The organism is Pseudarthrobacter phenanthrenivorans Sphe3, assembly GCF_000189535.1.
Classification (GTDB): Bacteria; Actinomycetota; Actinomycetes; order Actinomycetales; family Micrococcaceae; genus Arthrobacter; species Arthrobacter phenanthrenivorans.
Genome location: NC_015145.1, coordinates 2,078,302 through 2,093,368 on the forward strand (window position 1 = coordinate 2,078,302; position 15,067 = coordinate 2,093,368).

The 15,067-nt window shown below is 63.5% G+C and carries 15 protein-coding genes; 7 read left to right on the forward strand and 8 right to left on the reverse strand.

The genetic code is table 11. The features are described from left to right. Nucleotides 1-19 precede the first annotated feature (19 nt). The 3 genes from qcrC to qcrB all read left to right on the forward strand — a co-directional run bounded on the left by qcrC (nt 20) and on the right by qcrB (nt 3,628). Complete coding sequence (qcrC, locus tag ASPHE3_RS09570; protein WP_013601020.1) at nt 20-808, forward strand: cytochrome bc1 complex diheme cytochrome c subunit; 789 nt, start codon at nt 20-22, stop codon at nt 806-808. A gap of 98 nt (nt 809-906) precedes the next feature. Beyond that, nucleotides 907-1,980 (forward strand): cytochrome bc1 complex Rieske iron-sulfur subunit, encoded by a 1,074-nt coding sequence (gene qcrA, locus ASPHE3_RS09575; RefSeq protein ID WP_013601021.1) that lies wholly within the window; start codon nt 907-909, stop codon nt 1,978-1,980. Further along, on the forward strand, nt 1,958-3,628 hold the full coding sequence (gene qcrB / locus ASPHE3_RS09580) for a cytochrome bc1 complex cytochrome b subunit (protein WP_013601022.1): 1,671 nt from the start codon (nt 1,958-1,960) through the stop codon (nt 3,626-3,628). The genes qcrA and qcrB overlap by 23 nt, the downstream gene beginning before the upstream one ends. Before the next feature lie 130 nt (nt 3,629-3,758). On the opposite strand, the gene ASPHE3_RS09585 is transcribed toward qcrB, so the two are convergent. Next, a complete protein-coding gene (locus ASPHE3_RS09585; RefSeq protein WP_013601023.1) occupies nt 3,759-4,529 on the reverse strand; it encodes a GntR family transcriptional regulator in 771 nt (256 codons plus the stop codon). A 164-nt stretch (nt 4,530-4,693) separates the two neighbouring features. Here ASPHE3_RS09585 and ASPHE3_RS09590 point away from each other — a divergent pair, with 164 nt between their 5' ends. Next, nucleotides 4,694-4,987 (forward strand): HPr family phosphocarrier protein, encoded by a 294-nt coding sequence (locus ASPHE3_RS09590; protein ID WP_013601024.1) that lies wholly within the window; start codon nt 4,694-4,696, stop codon nt 4,985-4,987. A gap of 268 nt (nt 4,988-5,255) precedes the next feature. On the opposite strand, the gene ASPHE3_RS09595 is transcribed toward ASPHE3_RS09590, so the two are convergent. From ASPHE3_RS09595 to ASPHE3_RS09620, 6 genes are all read right to left on the reverse strand, one after another. Then, on the reverse strand, nt 5,256-5,528 hold the full coding sequence (locus ASPHE3_RS09595; protein WP_148258093.1) for a hypothetical protein: 273 nt from the start codon (nt 5,526-5,528) through the stop codon (nt 5,256-5,258). 325 nt (nt 5,529-5,853) lie between these two features. Further along, nucleotides 5,854-6,255 carry a cytochrome c oxidase subunit 4 gene (locus ASPHE3_RS09600; protein ID WP_013601026.1) on the reverse strand — a complete coding sequence of 134 codons (402 nt, stop codon included), beginning with the start codon at nt 6,253-6,255 and terminating at the stop codon, nt 5,854-5,856. A gap of 2 nt (nt 6,256-6,257) precedes the next feature. Continuing rightward, nucleotides 6,258-7,979, reverse strand: coding sequence for an aa3-type cytochrome oxidase subunit I (gene ctaD, locus ASPHE3_RS09605; protein WP_041652063.1), 1,722 nt, complete (start codon nt 7,977-7,979; stop codon nt 6,258-6,260). Between the two features lie 10 nt (nt 7,980-7,989). Beyond that, a complete protein-coding gene (gene ctaC, locus ASPHE3_RS09610; RefSeq protein WP_013601028.1) occupies nt 7,990-8,862 on the reverse strand; it encodes an aa3-type cytochrome oxidase subunit II in 873 nt (290 codons plus the stop codon). 186 nt (nt 8,863-9,048) lie between these two features. After that, nucleotides 9,049-9,429 (reverse strand): HesB/IscA family protein, encoded by a 381-nt coding sequence (locus ASPHE3_RS09615; protein ID WP_013601029.1) that lies wholly within the window; start codon nt 9,427-9,429, stop codon nt 9,049-9,051. A 163-nt stretch (nt 9,430-9,592) separates the two neighbouring features. Continuing rightward, nucleotides 9,593-11,035: a dipeptidase gene (locus tag ASPHE3_RS09620; RefSeq protein WP_041652064.1), complete on the reverse strand. Its 1,443-nt coding sequence runs from the start codon at nt 11,033-11,035 to the stop codon at nt 9,593-9,595. 93 nt (nt 11,036-11,128) lie between these two features. Between ASPHE3_RS09620 and ASPHE3_RS09625 the strand changes: the two genes are divergently transcribed. Next, nucleotides 11,129-11,731, forward strand: a complete 603-nt coding sequence (locus ASPHE3_RS09625; protein WP_013601031.1) for a DUF3043 domain-containing protein — start codon at nt 11,129-11,131, stop codon at nt 11,729-11,731. A gap of 69 nt (nt 11,732-11,800) precedes the next feature. On the opposite strand, the gene ASPHE3_RS09630 is transcribed toward ASPHE3_RS09625, so the two are convergent. Then, entirely contained in the window at nt 11,801-12,868 is a 1,068-nt protein-coding gene (locus tag ASPHE3_RS09630; RefSeq protein ID WP_013601032.1) for a quinone-dependent dihydroorotate dehydrogenase, read from the reverse strand. 74 nt (nt 12,869-12,942) lie between these two features. Here ASPHE3_RS09630 and ASPHE3_RS09635 point away from each other — a divergent pair, with 74 nt between their 5' ends. Together ASPHE3_RS09635 and ASPHE3_RS09640 are read left to right on the forward strand one after the other, a co-directional pair. Next, a complete protein-coding gene (locus ASPHE3_RS09635; RefSeq protein WP_013601033.1) occupies nt 12,943-13,956 on the forward strand; it encodes an alpha/beta hydrolase in 1,014 nt (337 codons plus the stop codon). Beyond that, nucleotides 13,949-15,016, forward strand: coding sequence for an alpha/beta hydrolase (locus ASPHE3_RS09640; protein WP_013601034.1), 1,068 nt, complete (start codon nt 13,949-13,951; stop codon nt 15,014-15,016). The genes ASPHE3_RS09635 and ASPHE3_RS09640 overlap by 8 nt, the downstream gene beginning before the upstream one ends. Nucleotides 15,017-15,067 lie beyond the last annotated feature (51 nt).

Genomic DNA, 15,067 nt, shown 5'->3' on the forward strand with positions numbered 1-15,067 from the left:
CGAATAAAGGAACCACCACGTGAAGGCACTCTCACAAAAGCGGCGTCACCCACTTGCAGCAATAGCGCTGCTCCTGATGGGGCTCCTCATCACGGGTGGGCTCTACGCCGCGGCAACCACCGTCAACGAGGCGAAGGCTTCCACCACCTCCTACAGCGCCAATGACGTAGAGGAAGGCGGCAAGCTCTTCGCCGCCAACTGCGCCACATGCCACGGCATGGGCGCCAGCGGAAGCCAGGCCGGCCCGTCGCTGGTAGGCGTTGGAGCAGCAGCCGTTGACTTCCAGGTGGGCACCGGACGCATGCCGATGCAGATGAACGGTCCGCAGGCAATGAAGAAGCCTGTCCAGTTCAATGACGAGCAGACCCGCCAGCTTTCAGCGTACGTTGCTTCTCTGGGCGCAGGCCCGGCAGTTCCTGAAGAAAGCCTGCTTGACGGAGGCGGCGACGCAGCAGCCGGCGGCGAGCTTTTCCGCACCAACTGCGCCATGTGCCACAACGCTGCAGCAGCAGGCGGCGCCCTGACCCGCGGCAAGTTCGCTCCCGCCCTGGCGGATGTTTCGGGCAAGCACATCTACGAGGCCATGGTGACCGGCCCGCAGAACATGCCTGTGTTCAGCGATTCCAACATCACCCCCGAAGGCAAGCGCGACATCATCACCTTCCTGAAGCAGATCGAAACCACCGGTTCCCCCGGCGGCGCCGACCTCGGATCCCTGGGTCCCGTGGCAGAAGGCCTCTTTGTCTGGATTGCCGGCCTCGGCGTCATCATCGCCTTCACCATCTGGCTGACTTCGCGGACGTCCTGACCTCCGCGGACCACCGCACACTTCTGCTGATCCGTCAGCAGCTTGATATTAGAAACTAACCCGGCAACAGCCGGGACGAGAGAAGGATGAGGCGAATTATGGGCAACCATAGTGACGGCAGTCCGAACCACTCGGGCACCGTAGCTACGGCTGGTCAGAATGAGGTGGAGAAGTTCCAGGATCCTGGAATTCCTCCGCACCGTTTGCGCCTGGCTGACACGGACCCGAAGGCCGCAAAGCGGGCAGAACGGCAGGTCGCCTTACTATTTGGCATCTCTGTTGTTGGAACCCTGATCTTCCTGGTGGCGTACTTTGCCATCGACCTGGGAGGCGAAGAGTCCACCATTGGCACCATCAGGCTGCAGAACATGCTTCTGGGCCTTGGTACCGCTTTTGCCATGCTCGGCATCGGAACCGGAATCGTGCACTGGGCAAAAGCCCTGATGCCTGACCACGAAGTCTCCGAAGAGCGGCACGCCATCCGCTACGAAGAGGACCGCCAGGCGGCTGTCCGCATCGTCGATGACATTGTGGAAGAGACCGGCATCAAGCGCCGCCCCCTCATCCGCAACACCCTGCTGGGTGCTGTGGCACTCGCTCCGCTTCCCGCCGTCGCTATTTTTGGAGACCTGGGACCGCGCCCTGACGACAAGCTTGCACACACCATGTGGGCTCCGCAGGACGGCAAGCTGAAGCGGCTGGCCCGCGACCCCGATGGCACACCCATCAAGGCCTCGGACGTCACCATCGGTTCGGCCTTCCACGTTATTCCGGAAGGCCTGAACGAACTCCATGAGGGCAAGCTCAACGAGAAGGCCAAGGCCGTTGTGCTGCTCATGCGTCTTGACCCGGCATCGCTGAACCCTTCCGAGGGCCGCGAGGACTGGGGCTACAACGGCATTGTTGCCTACTCCAAAATCTGCACCCACGTCGGCTGCCCTGTTGCTCTGTACGAGCAGCAGACACACCACCTGCTGTGCCCGTGCCACCAGTCCACCTTTGACCTCACTCAGGAGTGCAAGGTGATCTTCGGCCCCGCCAGCCGCCCTCTCCCCCAGCTGCCCATCGCGGTTGATGACGAAGGCTACCTGGTCGCCACCAGCGACTTCAAAGAACCTGTAGGACCAAGTTACTGGGAGCGTGATATGCATGAGCGCAGCATCGACAGCTGAGCCCGCTTTCGTCGCCAAAACCAAGACAGGCCGGTTTACCGACTTCGTCGATGCACGTGTTGGCGGTTCCGGAATCCTCCGTGAATTTGGCCGCAAGGTCTTCCCCGACCACTGGTCCTTCATGTTCGGTGAGGTGGCGCTCTACTCGTTCGTCATCCTCCTGCTCTCCGGAACGTTCCTGACGTTTTTCTTTGACCCCTCCATGGCGGAGACGCACTACGACGGTTCCTATGTTCCGTTGAAGGGTGTCGAGATGTCCGTGGCGTACAACTCGTCGCTGGATATCTCCTTTGACGTCCGCGGCGGCCTGTTCATGCGCCAGGTCCACCACTGGGCAGCACTGCTCTTCGTGGCCTCCATTGCAGTCCACATGCTGCGGGTGTTCTTCACCGGAGCCTTCCGCAAGCCCCGCGAAATGAACTGGGTAGTCGGCGGCGTCCTGCTCATCCTGGCCATGGCCGCAGGCTTTACCGGCTACTCCCTCCCCGATGACCTGCTGTCCGGCAACGGCCTGCGCATCATCGACGGCGTGATCAAGTCCATCCCGGTTATTGGTACGTACATCTCGTTCTTCCTGTTCGGCGGGGAGTTCCCGGGCACTGCCATCATCGGCCGCCTGTACATGCTGCACATCCTGCTGGTGCCGGCGCTGATCCTGCTGATGATCGTCCTGCACCTCTTCATGGTGGTTGTTCACAAGCACACCCAGTACCCCGGCCCCGGCCGCAACGACAACAACGTTGTCGGGTACCCGCTGGGCCCCGTCTACGCAGCCAAGGCCGGTGGATTCTTCTTCATCGTCTTCGGTGTCCTGGCCCTCATGGCAGGCTTCTTCACGATCAACCCGATCTGGAACTACGGGCCCTACGACCCCTCCCCGGTGTCCGCCGGTACCCAGCCTGACTGGTACATCGGTTTCGTTGACGGCGCCCTGCGCCTGATGCCCGGCACCCTCGGCGACTGGCAGGTGGAACAGACGTGGCTCGGCTTCGTGTTCAGCTTCAACGTCCTGCTCCCGGCCCTGGTACCGGCAGGCATCCTGTTCACGGTCATGTTCATGTACCCGTGGATCGAACGCTGGATCACCAAGGACGACCGTGAGCACCACGTGCTTGACCGTCCCCGCAACGCTCCGACCCGTACGGCTATCGGCATGGCAGGCTTCGTCTGGTACTGCGTCATGTGGGCAGCTGCCGGCTCCGACCTCATCGCCACGCACTTCAGTGTCTCTCTGAACGACGTGACGTACTGGCTGCGTACGCTGTTCTTCGTTGGCCCGATCATCGCGTTCATCGTCACCAAGCGCGTAGCCCTGGCGCTGCAGCGCAAGGACCGGGAGATCGCGCTGCACGGACGTGAAACCGGCCGCATCGTGCGCCTCCCCCACGGCGAGTTCATCGAGGTTCACGCCCCGCTGGACGAGTACAAGCGCTACAAGCTCGTGGGCTTCGAGTCCCCTGAGGTCCTTCCGGCCGTACCCAACGAGCACGGCGTGGTGACCCGCAAGGAGAAGCGACGTGCGTTCCTCTCCAAGTGGTTCTTCGAGGACCGCGTAGCACCTGCTACGCCGGCAGAACTCGAGGCCGCCCATGGCCACGGCCACGCGGCAGTCGAGGCGCCGGAGGAAGCAAAGAGCCTGTCCCACTAAGGCTCCTCCCAGGCAACCAGGAAGGCCCGGTCCAATGTGGACCGGGCCTTCCTGCTGTGTTTGCCGCTTTTATCGCCCCCCTGCAGCCCACAGGGATCCCAGGAAGGGCGTCCCGGGCTTTTCCCCGCTCCTAGTGGTTGCGCGCCCGGCGGGCCCCCGGGCGTTGCAGCGGTACCCACAGCTTGTACCTGTCCGCGCGGTAGTACGACACCGAGTAGTCCACCATGGCCCGCGCCACAAAGGCATGCCGCTGGATCTTAAGAAGCGGGGCGCCGACTTCGACGTTAAGCAGGCGGGCGGTTGACGGTGAGGCAGCCGTGGCCTCAATCATGTCTTCACCCCACTCCATGACCAGCCCGAACTGCTCGCTGAGGACGTTGTACAGCGAGGTGGGCGGCTCCCCGTCCAGTAAGCCCGGCACGCGGTGGGCGGGGATGAAATTCTCGTCAACGCTCATGGGCTCGCCATCGGCAAGCAGCAGGCGGCGGAACCGCACGAGCGGGGTCCCTTCGTCCAGCTGCAGTTCCCGGGCCAGGAAGGCGCTGGCCGCGATCTGCTCGAAGCTGAGGACCTTCGCGGCCGGCACCATTCCGCGCCGCTGCATCTCTTCGCTGTAGGACGTCAGCTTGACCTGCAGATCGAGCTTTGGCCGGCGGACGAACGTACCCAGGCCCACCACGCGCTCAATGACCTCCTCACCCACCAGCGCGTCGATAGCCTGCCGTACGGTCATGCGGGCAAGGCCGAACCGTTCGGCAAGGTCACGCTCGGACGGCAGGGCCGATCCCGGCGGGCAGGATTCCGCGATGTAGGACCTTAGGATTTCGCGGAGCTGGATATAGATGGCAGTGCCACTGGTCCGGTCAATTCCGCCGGCGATGGAGGCAGCGCTAGGAGCCATGAGGCATCTCCAGTGGGGTCACATTCACCCTCCCATTTTAGGGCAGGTCTAGACCAGTTAGTCCACGGGGCCGGCCGTTTGGCGGACCAGGACGGCTCCCCGCTATATTTGTGGAGAAAATGTGAAGTTCGACGTCGGGGGGCCGTCATGAAGAAGGAGTCCCTTTGCCAACACACAAGGCTGTGGTCACAGCCTCGATCGGGCTGCACGCACGTCCGGCCGCCGTGTTTGTCCGTGCCGTAACCGAAACAGGGCTGCCCGTCACTATCACCAAGGCCGGGAGCCCTGGCGTTGATGCGCGTTCCCTTCTTCAGGTAATGACGGCTGACTTTCCCCAAGGTTGCGAGGTGGAGTTGCGCATCAGCGACACCGCCCTGAACGGGTCTTTGAGCCGCCAAAAAGCCGAGGAAGCCCTCCGTGCCCTTGGTGAGCTGCTGGAGTCGCAGGGCGCTGCCTAGGTCCTGTTCCAGGGCAATGGTTCTGCCGGGCAGGCGGCGTGGGCAGGACAATCAAAGACTGAGGGCCCCCACTTTTGAACTGCTCCCCGGAAGTTGGACTGAAAGTTCAGTTCTGACTTACGGGGAGCAGTTTCACGTTCAGGGCAACCGTTGTCGGAGGAGCAGCGCGAAGCTGCGGTGGCGCTGTATACCGTGCCCGGACGCTTGCGGCGTAGGTTGCACTTAGCGCTCGACTCTGAGGACCTCGAGCGGTTCTTACAGCAGGGAGCTACGGTCCCGTATGGAGGATAGTGCCCCCCAGGCTCTTTTGGATGCGTTTCGGGTCTTCGCTTATTACGGTCCAGTTCTTGCCGATGTTGATGGCGCGTTGGCCAGCGGGCCGCCAGAAATCCAACTGGGACTCCAGGTGCTGGTCATCGCTGTAGATCGCAAGGTATGTGAATTCGCCGCAGCTGGCCGAGGAGGCGGCGAACTTGGAAGGGGGTTTGGCCAGGACCAACTCCTGGCAGGCCAGGCCGACGGATTCCACAGCTTCCTTCAAGTCGTCAATTGTCTCGAACGTTCCGCCATCCGCCGGCGGCTGGGGGACTCCGGAAGTAGAACATCACATCAAGGAAAAAGCGGTGATGGCTGTGGCGGTCCCGGCAGCAAGTCGGTTCATGGCTGATACCCAATCAAAGTCTGTTCTGTCACCCAGCAAGAGACTACCAGCAACGACAGAAGTCCCCGTCCCAACTGGGACGGGGACTTCTGGAAAGGACCGGTCTCTGGCCACTGGAGTGGAACCCGCAAACTAACGAGTCCCGCTTTAGGGGACCAGTTCACTTCTGGTGGGGCCCTGAGTCTTTCAGGTCCTGCTTACGCTGCTAGTGTGCGTGGTCACCGCGGCTGTATTCGTACACCCAGCCGATGAGTGCCACTACTGCGAGGCCGGCTGCGATGAACACAATCCAGAAACCGACTGCAAGGCCCAGGAAACCCGTGGCGCAGGCGATGCCCAGGACCAGCGGCCACCAGCTCCAGGGGCTGAAGTGCCCCTGCTCTCCAGCGCCCTCGTGGATCTCAGCATCGCTGCGGTCCTCGGGACGCATGCCGACACGCTTGCCGGTGAATCCGAGGTAACCGCCGATCATGCCCGCCAGTCCACCTACGAGCAGGATGCCGAGGATGCCCACCCACTCGCCCCAATTGGTCAAGAAGCCGTAGACCAGGGACACCGGGACGAAGAAGAAAACTCCGGCACCAAAAATCCAAGATTCAATTTTCATTGTCAGTTGTCCCTCTGGTCAGCGTTTCCGAGTACCTGGGCGGCCGGAGCCGGTGACTCGACGGTGTGGACCTGGCGGAGTTCCGGGTGGTGCAGGTCCAGGGCGGGCCGCTCGGAACGGATGCGGGGCAGCGAGGTGAAGTTGTGCCGCGGCGGCGGGCAGGACGTGGCCCACTCCAGTGAGGCGCCGAAGCCCCAGGGATCGTCCACCTGTACCTTTTCGCTGCTGCGCCAGGTGATGTACACGTTCCAGAAGAACGGAATCAGCGAGGCACCCAGGACGAAGGAGGCGACGGTGGAGAACTGGTTCATCCAGGTGAAGTTGTCCTCCACCAGGTAGTCGGCGTACCGGCGGGGCATGCCTTCAACACCCAGCCAGTGCTGGATGAGGAAGGTTCCGTGGAAGCCGAGGAACAGCAGCCAGAAGTGGATCTTGCCGAGACGTTCATTGAGCATCTTGCCGGTGAACTTGGGCCACCAGAAGTAGAAGCCCGCGAACATCGCGAACACCACGGTGCCGAACACCACGTAGTGGAAGTGCGCCACCACGAAGTAGGAGTCGGAAACATGGAAGTCCAGCGGCGGTGAGGCCAGGATGATGCCGGTGAGTCCACCGAAGAGGAACGTGATCAGGAAGCCGATGCTCCACAGCATCGGGGTTTCGAAGGTCAGGGACCCGCGCCACATCGTTCCGATCCAGTTGAAGAACTTCACGCCGGTCGGTACCGCGATCAGCATGGTCATGAACGCGAAGAACGGCAGCAGGACGGCACCGGTGACGTACATGTGGTGCGCCCACACGGTCACGGAAAGTGCGGCAATGGCGATCGTGGCGTAAACCAGGCCCTTATAGCCGAAGATCGGCTTGCGGCTGAACACCGGGAAGATCTCGGAGACGATGCCGAAGAACGGTAGCGCGATGATGTACACCTCGGGATGGCCGAAGAACCAGAACAGGTGCTGCCACAGGACGGCACCGCCGTTTTCCGGATCGAAGATGTGGGCACCGAAGCGCCGGTCCGCACCCAGGGCGAACAGGGCGGCTGCCAGCGGCGGGAACGCCATCAGCACCAGGATGGCCGTGACCAGGGTGTTCCACGTGAAGATGGGCATCCGCCACATGGTCATGCCCGGGGCACGCATGCAGATGATGGTGGTGATGAAGTTGACCGCACCCAGGATGGTTCCGAAGCCGGACAGTGCCAGGCCGAACACCCACAGGTCGCCACCGATGCCGGGGCTGAAGGTGGTGTTGGACAGCGGTGCGTAGGCGAACCAGCCGAATGACGCGGCACCCTGGGGGCTGATGAAGCCGGACACCGCAATGGTGGAGCCGAAAAGGAAGAACCAGAAGGCCAGCGCGTTCAGACGCGGGAAGGCGACGTCCGGCGCGCCGATCTGCAGCGGCATGATCACGTTTGCGAACCCGGCGAACAGCGGGGTGGCGAACATCAGCAGCATCACGGTGCCGTGCATCGTGAACAGCTGGTTGTACTGTTCCTTCGTCTGCAGGATCTGCATCCCGGGCTCAAACAGCTCGGCACGGATGAGCAGCGCCATGACGCCGCCGAGGCAGAAGAACACAAACGATGCGATCAGGTACATGTACCCGATGGTCTTGTGGTCGGTGGAGGTGATCCAGTTGACGACGATGCGCCCCTTGGATTTGGGAACCACGGGAGCGGCGAGGGCTCCGGTGGGTGCGGATTGAGTGTACGTAGCCACGTCGCTCCCCTTACTTAATTTCGTTCAGGTTCGGGTTGCGGTCGTACTCCACACCGAGGAGGCCCGTGTTGCCGGCTGCCTTGAGCTCTTCCATGTGCGCCTGGAATTCAGCTTCCGACACAACCTTGACGCGGAACAGCATTTCGGAGTGGTACTCGCCGCAGAGTTCGGCGCACTTGCCGTCGTAGGTGCCCTCTTTAGTGGGGGTAAACCGGATGTAGTTGGTCTTGCCCGGGATCATGTCGCGCTTCTGCAGGAAGGCGGGAACCCAGAAAGAGTGGATAACGTCGCGTGCGTTGAGCTCGAGATCAACGGACTTGTTAACCGGCAAGTACAGCGTGGGGAGCTGTTCTTTGTCGATCGTGTTGCCGGTGAGGTGCGCCTGCTCGCCTGCTTCGTGGACGTCCTCTTCGATGACGTCGCCGGCTTTGTAGTTGAAGTCCCAGGCCCACTGCTTGCCGCGGACGTCCACAACGACGTCGGCGGGCTGGGACCGGTTATCAATGGCCTGCTGGTCGCGGTCGGTGAAGTAGAAGAACACCACGACCATGAACAGAGGGATGGTCAGGTAGAAGACTTCGAGCGGCAGGTTGAAGCTGGTCTGCCGCGGGAAACCGACGGTTCCCTTGCGGCGGCGGTATGCCACCAGGCACCAGACGATCAGGCCCCACGTAATGATGCCCACGACCAGGGCGGCAATCCATGAGTTGACCCAGAGGTCCATGATGCGGTCGGTGTTGCTGGTGGTGCCCCGTTCAGTGGGCAGCCACCCCTTCTCTACCTCTGGCGAACATCCGGTCAAAACCAACGCGCCGGCAATTGCCAAGCTTGAGATCGTGGTGATCGTTTTGCGTCGGCTGCCGGTTCGGTTCTGCGAACTCACAGACGGCCCTTCCTACTTGTTGCTGTTGTCCGGGCAGCCATGGGCGCCCCGGGCACACTAAAAGTTTTACTACTCGGTGTAGAGCTTACCGCTCCGCCGGGCGTTTCGCCCACATGTCGGCGCCGTGCCCCCATACCGTTATTTTCGGCAGGGGACACGGCGCGGGCATCGGGCGAAATAACCGGGTTAGTGGAACGAATCGCCGCAGGCGCAGGAGCCGCCGGCGTTCGGATTATCGATGGTGAAGCCCTGCTTGGAGATGGTGTCTTCGAAGTCGATGCTCGCACCGCTGAGGTACGGAACGCTCATCTTGTCCACAACGACCTCGACGCCGTCGAAGTCGCGGACAGCGTCCCCGTCCAGGAGCCGCTCATCGAAGTAGAGCTGGTAGATCAGTCCCGAGCAGCCGCCGGGCTGCACAGCAACCCGGAGACGCAGGTCGGTGCGGCCTTCCTGCTCGAGAAGACTGCGGACCTTGCCGGCTGCAACGTCGGTCAGGTTAACCTCGTGGACGGGCAGTTCAGCACTGGTGGTTTCGGTGCTGTTCTCATTGGTTGCGGTGCTCATTGGCCTACCTTCTTAGGATGGTCTGGCGGCGCCGCCCTGGCGGTGCCTGCCCCTACGGTTTCGGTATGGGCTATAGCTACATGCTACGCGCGGCGCACCTGTAGCTCTAACTCCTGACGTAACCAAGGCCGGGGCCTGGTTGTTCCCGGCGAACACCTTTTGCCTACAGTCCCTCGCTGTTGATCCTTGCCAGCAGCAGCGCTTCGGCGAGGATGGCGTTGCGGAAGTCGCCAAGGTGCAGGGACTCGTTGGCGCTGTGGGCGCGGGAGTCCGGATCCTCCACGCCGGTTACCAGGATCTGGACGTCCGGATACACCTCCGTGAGGTCGGCGATAAAGGGAATGGAACCACCTATTCCCGTCTCCACGGCCTTGACACCCCAAGCCTCCCCCAGGGCCCACATGGCCAGTGTGGCCGCCCGTGATGAGGTGTCGGTCAGGAACGGATTGCCGCTCTCCCCCGGCGTGAAGGTCACTTTGGCACCGAACGGCGCGTTCGCCTCAACGTGCTTCCGCACTGCCTCCATCGCTTCCCCGGGCACCTGGCCTGGTGCCAGGCGCAGGCTGAACTTTGCCCGTGCGCGCGGCAGCAGCGTGTTGGAGGCAGCGTCCACTGACGGTGCGTCGAAGCCGATGATGGACAGGGCCGGCTTGGTCCACAACCGGGAGGCGATGCTGCCCGACCCTGCCAGCCGGACGCCGTCGAGCACGGACGCGTCAGCCCGGTAGTCCGCCTCGGGAAGCTCCACGTTGGCTGTATCCCTCGCCACCAGGCCCTGGACCGCCACGTTTCCGTCGTCGTCGTGCAGGGTGGCGATAAGCCGGGACAGCAGGGTGGGTGCATCCAGGACGGGCCCGCCGTACATGCCCGAGTGGACGGCGTGCTCCAGGACCTGTACTTCGATGGTCCCGTCCACCAGTCCCCTCAGGCTGGTGGTCAGTGCGGGAATTCCAACTTTCCAGTTGCTTGAGTCGGCCACCACGATCACGTCGGAGCGCAGCAGCTCGCGGTTCGCTTCCAGGAACGCGCGGAAGGTCGGCGAGCCAGCTTCCTCCTCACCCTCGATGAAGAAGGTCACGCCAAGGCCCAGCGAACTGCCCAGTACTTCCGAAACGGCGGCATAGGCGGCAATGTGCGCCATGATGCCGGCCTTATCGTCCGCCGCGCCCCGCCCGTAGAGCCGGCCGTCCTTTTCGACGGCGGCGAACGGCTCTGTGTCCCACAGGCTTACATCGCCGGTGGGCTGGACGTCGTGGTGCGCGTAGAGGAGGATCGTGGGCTTCCCCCCGGCGGCTGGCCGGCGGGCAACGACGGCGGGCCCTCCGGGGGTGCCGTCCGCCTTGTCGCATTGCAGTATCTCAACGTCTTCCACGCCTGCGCCGCGGAGCAGTTCCGCCACGGCTTCCGCGCTCCGGTCCAGCGGCGCCCTGTCAAAGCTTGGCCATGCTATTCCCGGGATGGCAACCAGCGATTTCAGGCGTGCAAGGGTCTGGTCGAAGGAGCGGTCAATGGAGCTGCGGAGGTCTTCCGTCCAGCTGTTTCCGGCAAGGCCCGTGGATAAGGGGCCGTGGGAGTTCTGCGGCATAGCCGTCGGCGATGAAGTCATACCAAAAACATTACCCGCGTCACATCCCCCGCTGTTGGCACCTGTCCCGGGCGGGCCGGAATTCCGCCGCCTCCCGCAAGGTATTCTGTTCACGTGTTCGGACGTAAAAAGGAAGCGCCCTCGGCGCAGCAAACAGTAGACCAGCAGGCTGCAGAAGCCGCGGCGGAGGCAACCCGCGTGAGCGGCAAGGGGGCGCCCACACCAACCCGCAAGGCACAGGAAGCGGCGCGCAAGCGCCCCCTGGTTCCGGAAGACCGCAAGGCATCCAAGGCCGCCGAGCGCCAGGCCGTCCAGGAACAGCGGCTCAAAATGCGGCAGGCCCTGGACACCGGTGACGAGAGGTTCCTGCCGCTGCGCGACAAGGGTCCGCAGAAGCGCTTTGCCCGTGACTTTGTGGACGCCCGCTTCAGCCTCGGCGAGTACCTGATGTTCGGCGCCCTGGTGTTCGTCCTGGTGTCCTTGGTAGTACCGGCCTCCAGTGACCTGATGATCTATGTGCTGGGCGGATTCTGGGTGATGTTCCTGGCTGTCTTCGTGGACGTGTTCGTCCTGTCCCGCCAGCTCCGCAAGCGTCTGACTGCGAAGTTCGGCGAGGTGGAGCGCGGCACTGTCTGGTATGGCTCCATGCGGTCCCTGCAGTTCCGCAAGCTTCGGCTGCCCAAGCCCCAGGTCAAGCGCGGCCAGTACCCGGCCTGACAGTCAGCGCACCATTTACGAACAAAACCCCGGCGGAGGACCGCCGGGGTTTTCACTTTAAGGCGTTGGTCAGGAGGTTTTTGCCGCCAGCTCCTTGTTGATGCGGGCTGCCCAGAACGGTCCTTCATAGAGGAATGCCGTGTAACCCTGGACCAGCGTTGCCCCGGCGTCCAGCCGATCCTGCACGTCCTGGGCTGTTTCCACGCCGCCCACTGCAACCAGCGTGAGGGCGTCCCCGGTGACTTTCTTGAGCCGGCGCAGGACCTCTAGGGAGCGCTGTTTAAGGGGAGCGCCGGAAAGGCCGCCGGCGCCGCATTTTTCCACCTCTTCCGCCGGAGAGGAGAGCCCTGTCCTGGCGATGGTGGTGTTGGTGGCAATGATGCCGTCCAGCTTCAGGTCCAGGGCGAGCCGGGCGACGTCGTCGATATCCTCATCGGTCAGGTCGGGCGCTATTTTCACCAGCAACGGAACGTGCCGTCCCGCTGCCCTGTCTGCCTCGTCGCCCACTGCGGTGAGCAGCGGCCGAAGGCTTTCCACGTCCTGGAGGAGCCTGAGGCCCGGTGTGTTGGGTGAGCTGACATTGACCACGAGGTAGTCGGCGGCGGGAGCAAGGCTGCGGGCGCTGACCAGGTAATCGTCGATGGCGTCGGCCAGTTCCACCGCCTTTGTTTTGCCGATATTGACGCCGATGACGGGGCGTACGCCCCGGTAGCGCCGTTGGAGTGCGGCGCGCGCGGCCTTGAGGCGGGGGGCTACGGCCGTGGCGCCGTCGTTATTGAATCCCATCCGGTTGATGACGGCACGGTCCTGGACCAGGCGGAACAGCCGCGGTTTTTCGTTGCCTGGCTGGGCCTGGCCGGTGATGGTTCCCACCTCGACGTGGCCAAAACCAAGCTCTGTCAGCGCTTCGATGCCATGGCCTTCCTTGTCGAAACCTGCGGCGAGGCCGAAGGGTGACGGAAAGGTGAGGCCAAACGCCGTCGTCTGCAGGGACGGGGCCGGCGCAGTAAGTTTCGCCAGGACTTTCCCCGCACCGCAGCGATGCGCGAACCGGATGCCCTTGAATCCGATTTTGTGGGCGCGCTCGGCGTCCATCCATGAAAAGGCCAGCCTGAAGAAAGTGGGGTAAACGCGCATGCCTCTAGTTTTCCGCCTTGTCCGTCCCACACCAAAACGGGGAATACCAAAAGGACGCGGATTAGCATAAAGCCATGGAATGGCAGCAGGACATCCTGGGCGAGGAGTTCGAGTCGCATACCTTCCGCGCCGCCGGGCCGGACGGCGTTGAGCGTACCGCCACACTGGTCCGTTTCCGCCCGGCTGTGGCGCCGCCGCCCCGGACGGGACGCCGGCCGGCGGTGTTATTCCTCCATGGCTGGAGTGACTACTTCTTCAATGTGGACCTGGCCCGTTTTTGGTCCTCGGCCGGTTACGAGTTCTATGCGCTGGACATGCATAACCACGGCCGCAGCCTTCAGCCGGACCTTCCGGGCGGCTATGTATCCAACCTGGAGGACTACGATGCGGAAATCTCGGTGGCATGCAGGCTCATCAGCTATGACGGCGCCAGCCAGGGCCTGACCCTCATGGGCCACTCCACGGGGGGCCTGGTGGCTGTGTTGTGGGCCAGCAGGCATCCCGACCTCGTGTCCCGGCTCGTCCTCAACAGTCCCTGGCTGGAGATGCATGGCAGCGCACTGGTGCGGCGCGCGGCGTCCCGGATGGTGGGACCCGTGGCCAGGTTCCGGCCGGAGGCTGTGCTGCGGCTGCCGGAGCGCGGCTTCTATTGGCGGACCATCAGCAGTTCCGCTGAAGGTGAGTGGTCCCTGGACGACCGGTACCGCCCACCGATGGCGTTTCCGGTGCGTGCAGGCTGGCTCAGCGCTGTCCTGGCAGGCCACAGCAAGGTGGCGCGGGGCCTGGACATCGACGTTCCCATCCTTGTGCTGCTGTCCAGGGGAAGCGCCAACGGCCTTTTCTGGTCTGAGGAGATGCGGCGGACCGATGCCGTTCTGGACGTTAACATCATCGCTGCGCGGGCACTGACCCTTGGCCGCACAGTGACGGTGGAAAGGATCGACGGCGCGCTGCATGACGTGTTCCTCTCCCCTGCCGACGTCCGGGCCGACGCATACGCGCGGTTGGCGCGCTGGCTCAGGGCATATGGCGACGACGGGCCGCAAGCGCGCGGACCGCAGACTAAGGAAAGCCCGGCCGGTGAGTGAGCCGGCGGGGCGGGGCCCAACCGGGGTACCCACCATCAGTGGAAGTGCAGGCACTGCCTGGGCGCCGGATATCCTCGGCCCCGGGTTCCAGCAGCGCATACTGCCTCTTGCGCCGGATGATGAGGGGGACGTCTGCGCAACGCTGGTCCGCTGCACGCCGCAGGGACAGCGGGGCACGACGGCGGGACAGGACACGGCGGCGCAGGAGGCCGGAGTGAACGTGGTCCTTTACGTGCACGGCTGGGCTGACTATTTCCTCCAGGCCGAAGTTGCGGAGTACCTGGCAAATGCGGGGTTTCCCTTCTATGCCGTGGACTTGCGGAAGTTTGGCCGCAGCCTGCGCCCCTGGCAAACGCCGGGCTTTACCGAGGACCTTGCCGTTTACGATGAGGACCTGGCCGCCGCCCTGGGCGCCATCAGGGAAGACCTCGCGGAAGAGCTGGGGCCGGAAGCCAGGCCCGTGGTTCACCTGTTGGCCCATTCCCTGGGCGGACTGATCGCCGCGCTTTGGGCGGACCGGAACCCGGGCGCCCTGGGTACGCTGATCCTGAATGCGCCGTGGCTGGAACTGCAGGGCAGCAGTATCATCCGCACCATCGCGATGCACTTGGTGGATCCGCTGTCCAGGACGGATCCCCGAAGGCCCCTATGGCTTCCCGAGATGCCAGGCTACTGGCAAAGCGTGAGCAATGAGGCCCACGGGGAGTGGCACCTTGACCCCTTGTGGCGTCCCCGGGCGTCATTTCCCATCCGGGCAGGTTGGGCGAAGGCGGTCCTGGCCGGACATGCGGCGGTGGAGCGGCGGCTGGACATCCGCGCCCCCACGCTTGTCCTGTTGTCCGCCCGAACCCGGATCCAGATTGAATGGTCTGCGGAGCTGATGGAGGCGGACGCGGTCATCGACGTGGAGGAGACGGCCAACCGCTCCCTGCGGCTGGGCCGGCGGGTGGCGGTCTTCCGCTACCCGGGCGCCATCCACGATGTCTTCCTTTCCCGGCGGGCGGTGCGGGAAGAAGCCTGCGGGGACCTGGCGGCGTGGCTGCGGGCGTATCCGGCCTGAAGCAGCACCCCTGGCTTTGGGCGTGTGCCGCAAAGTTCAGAGCTGCCTTGC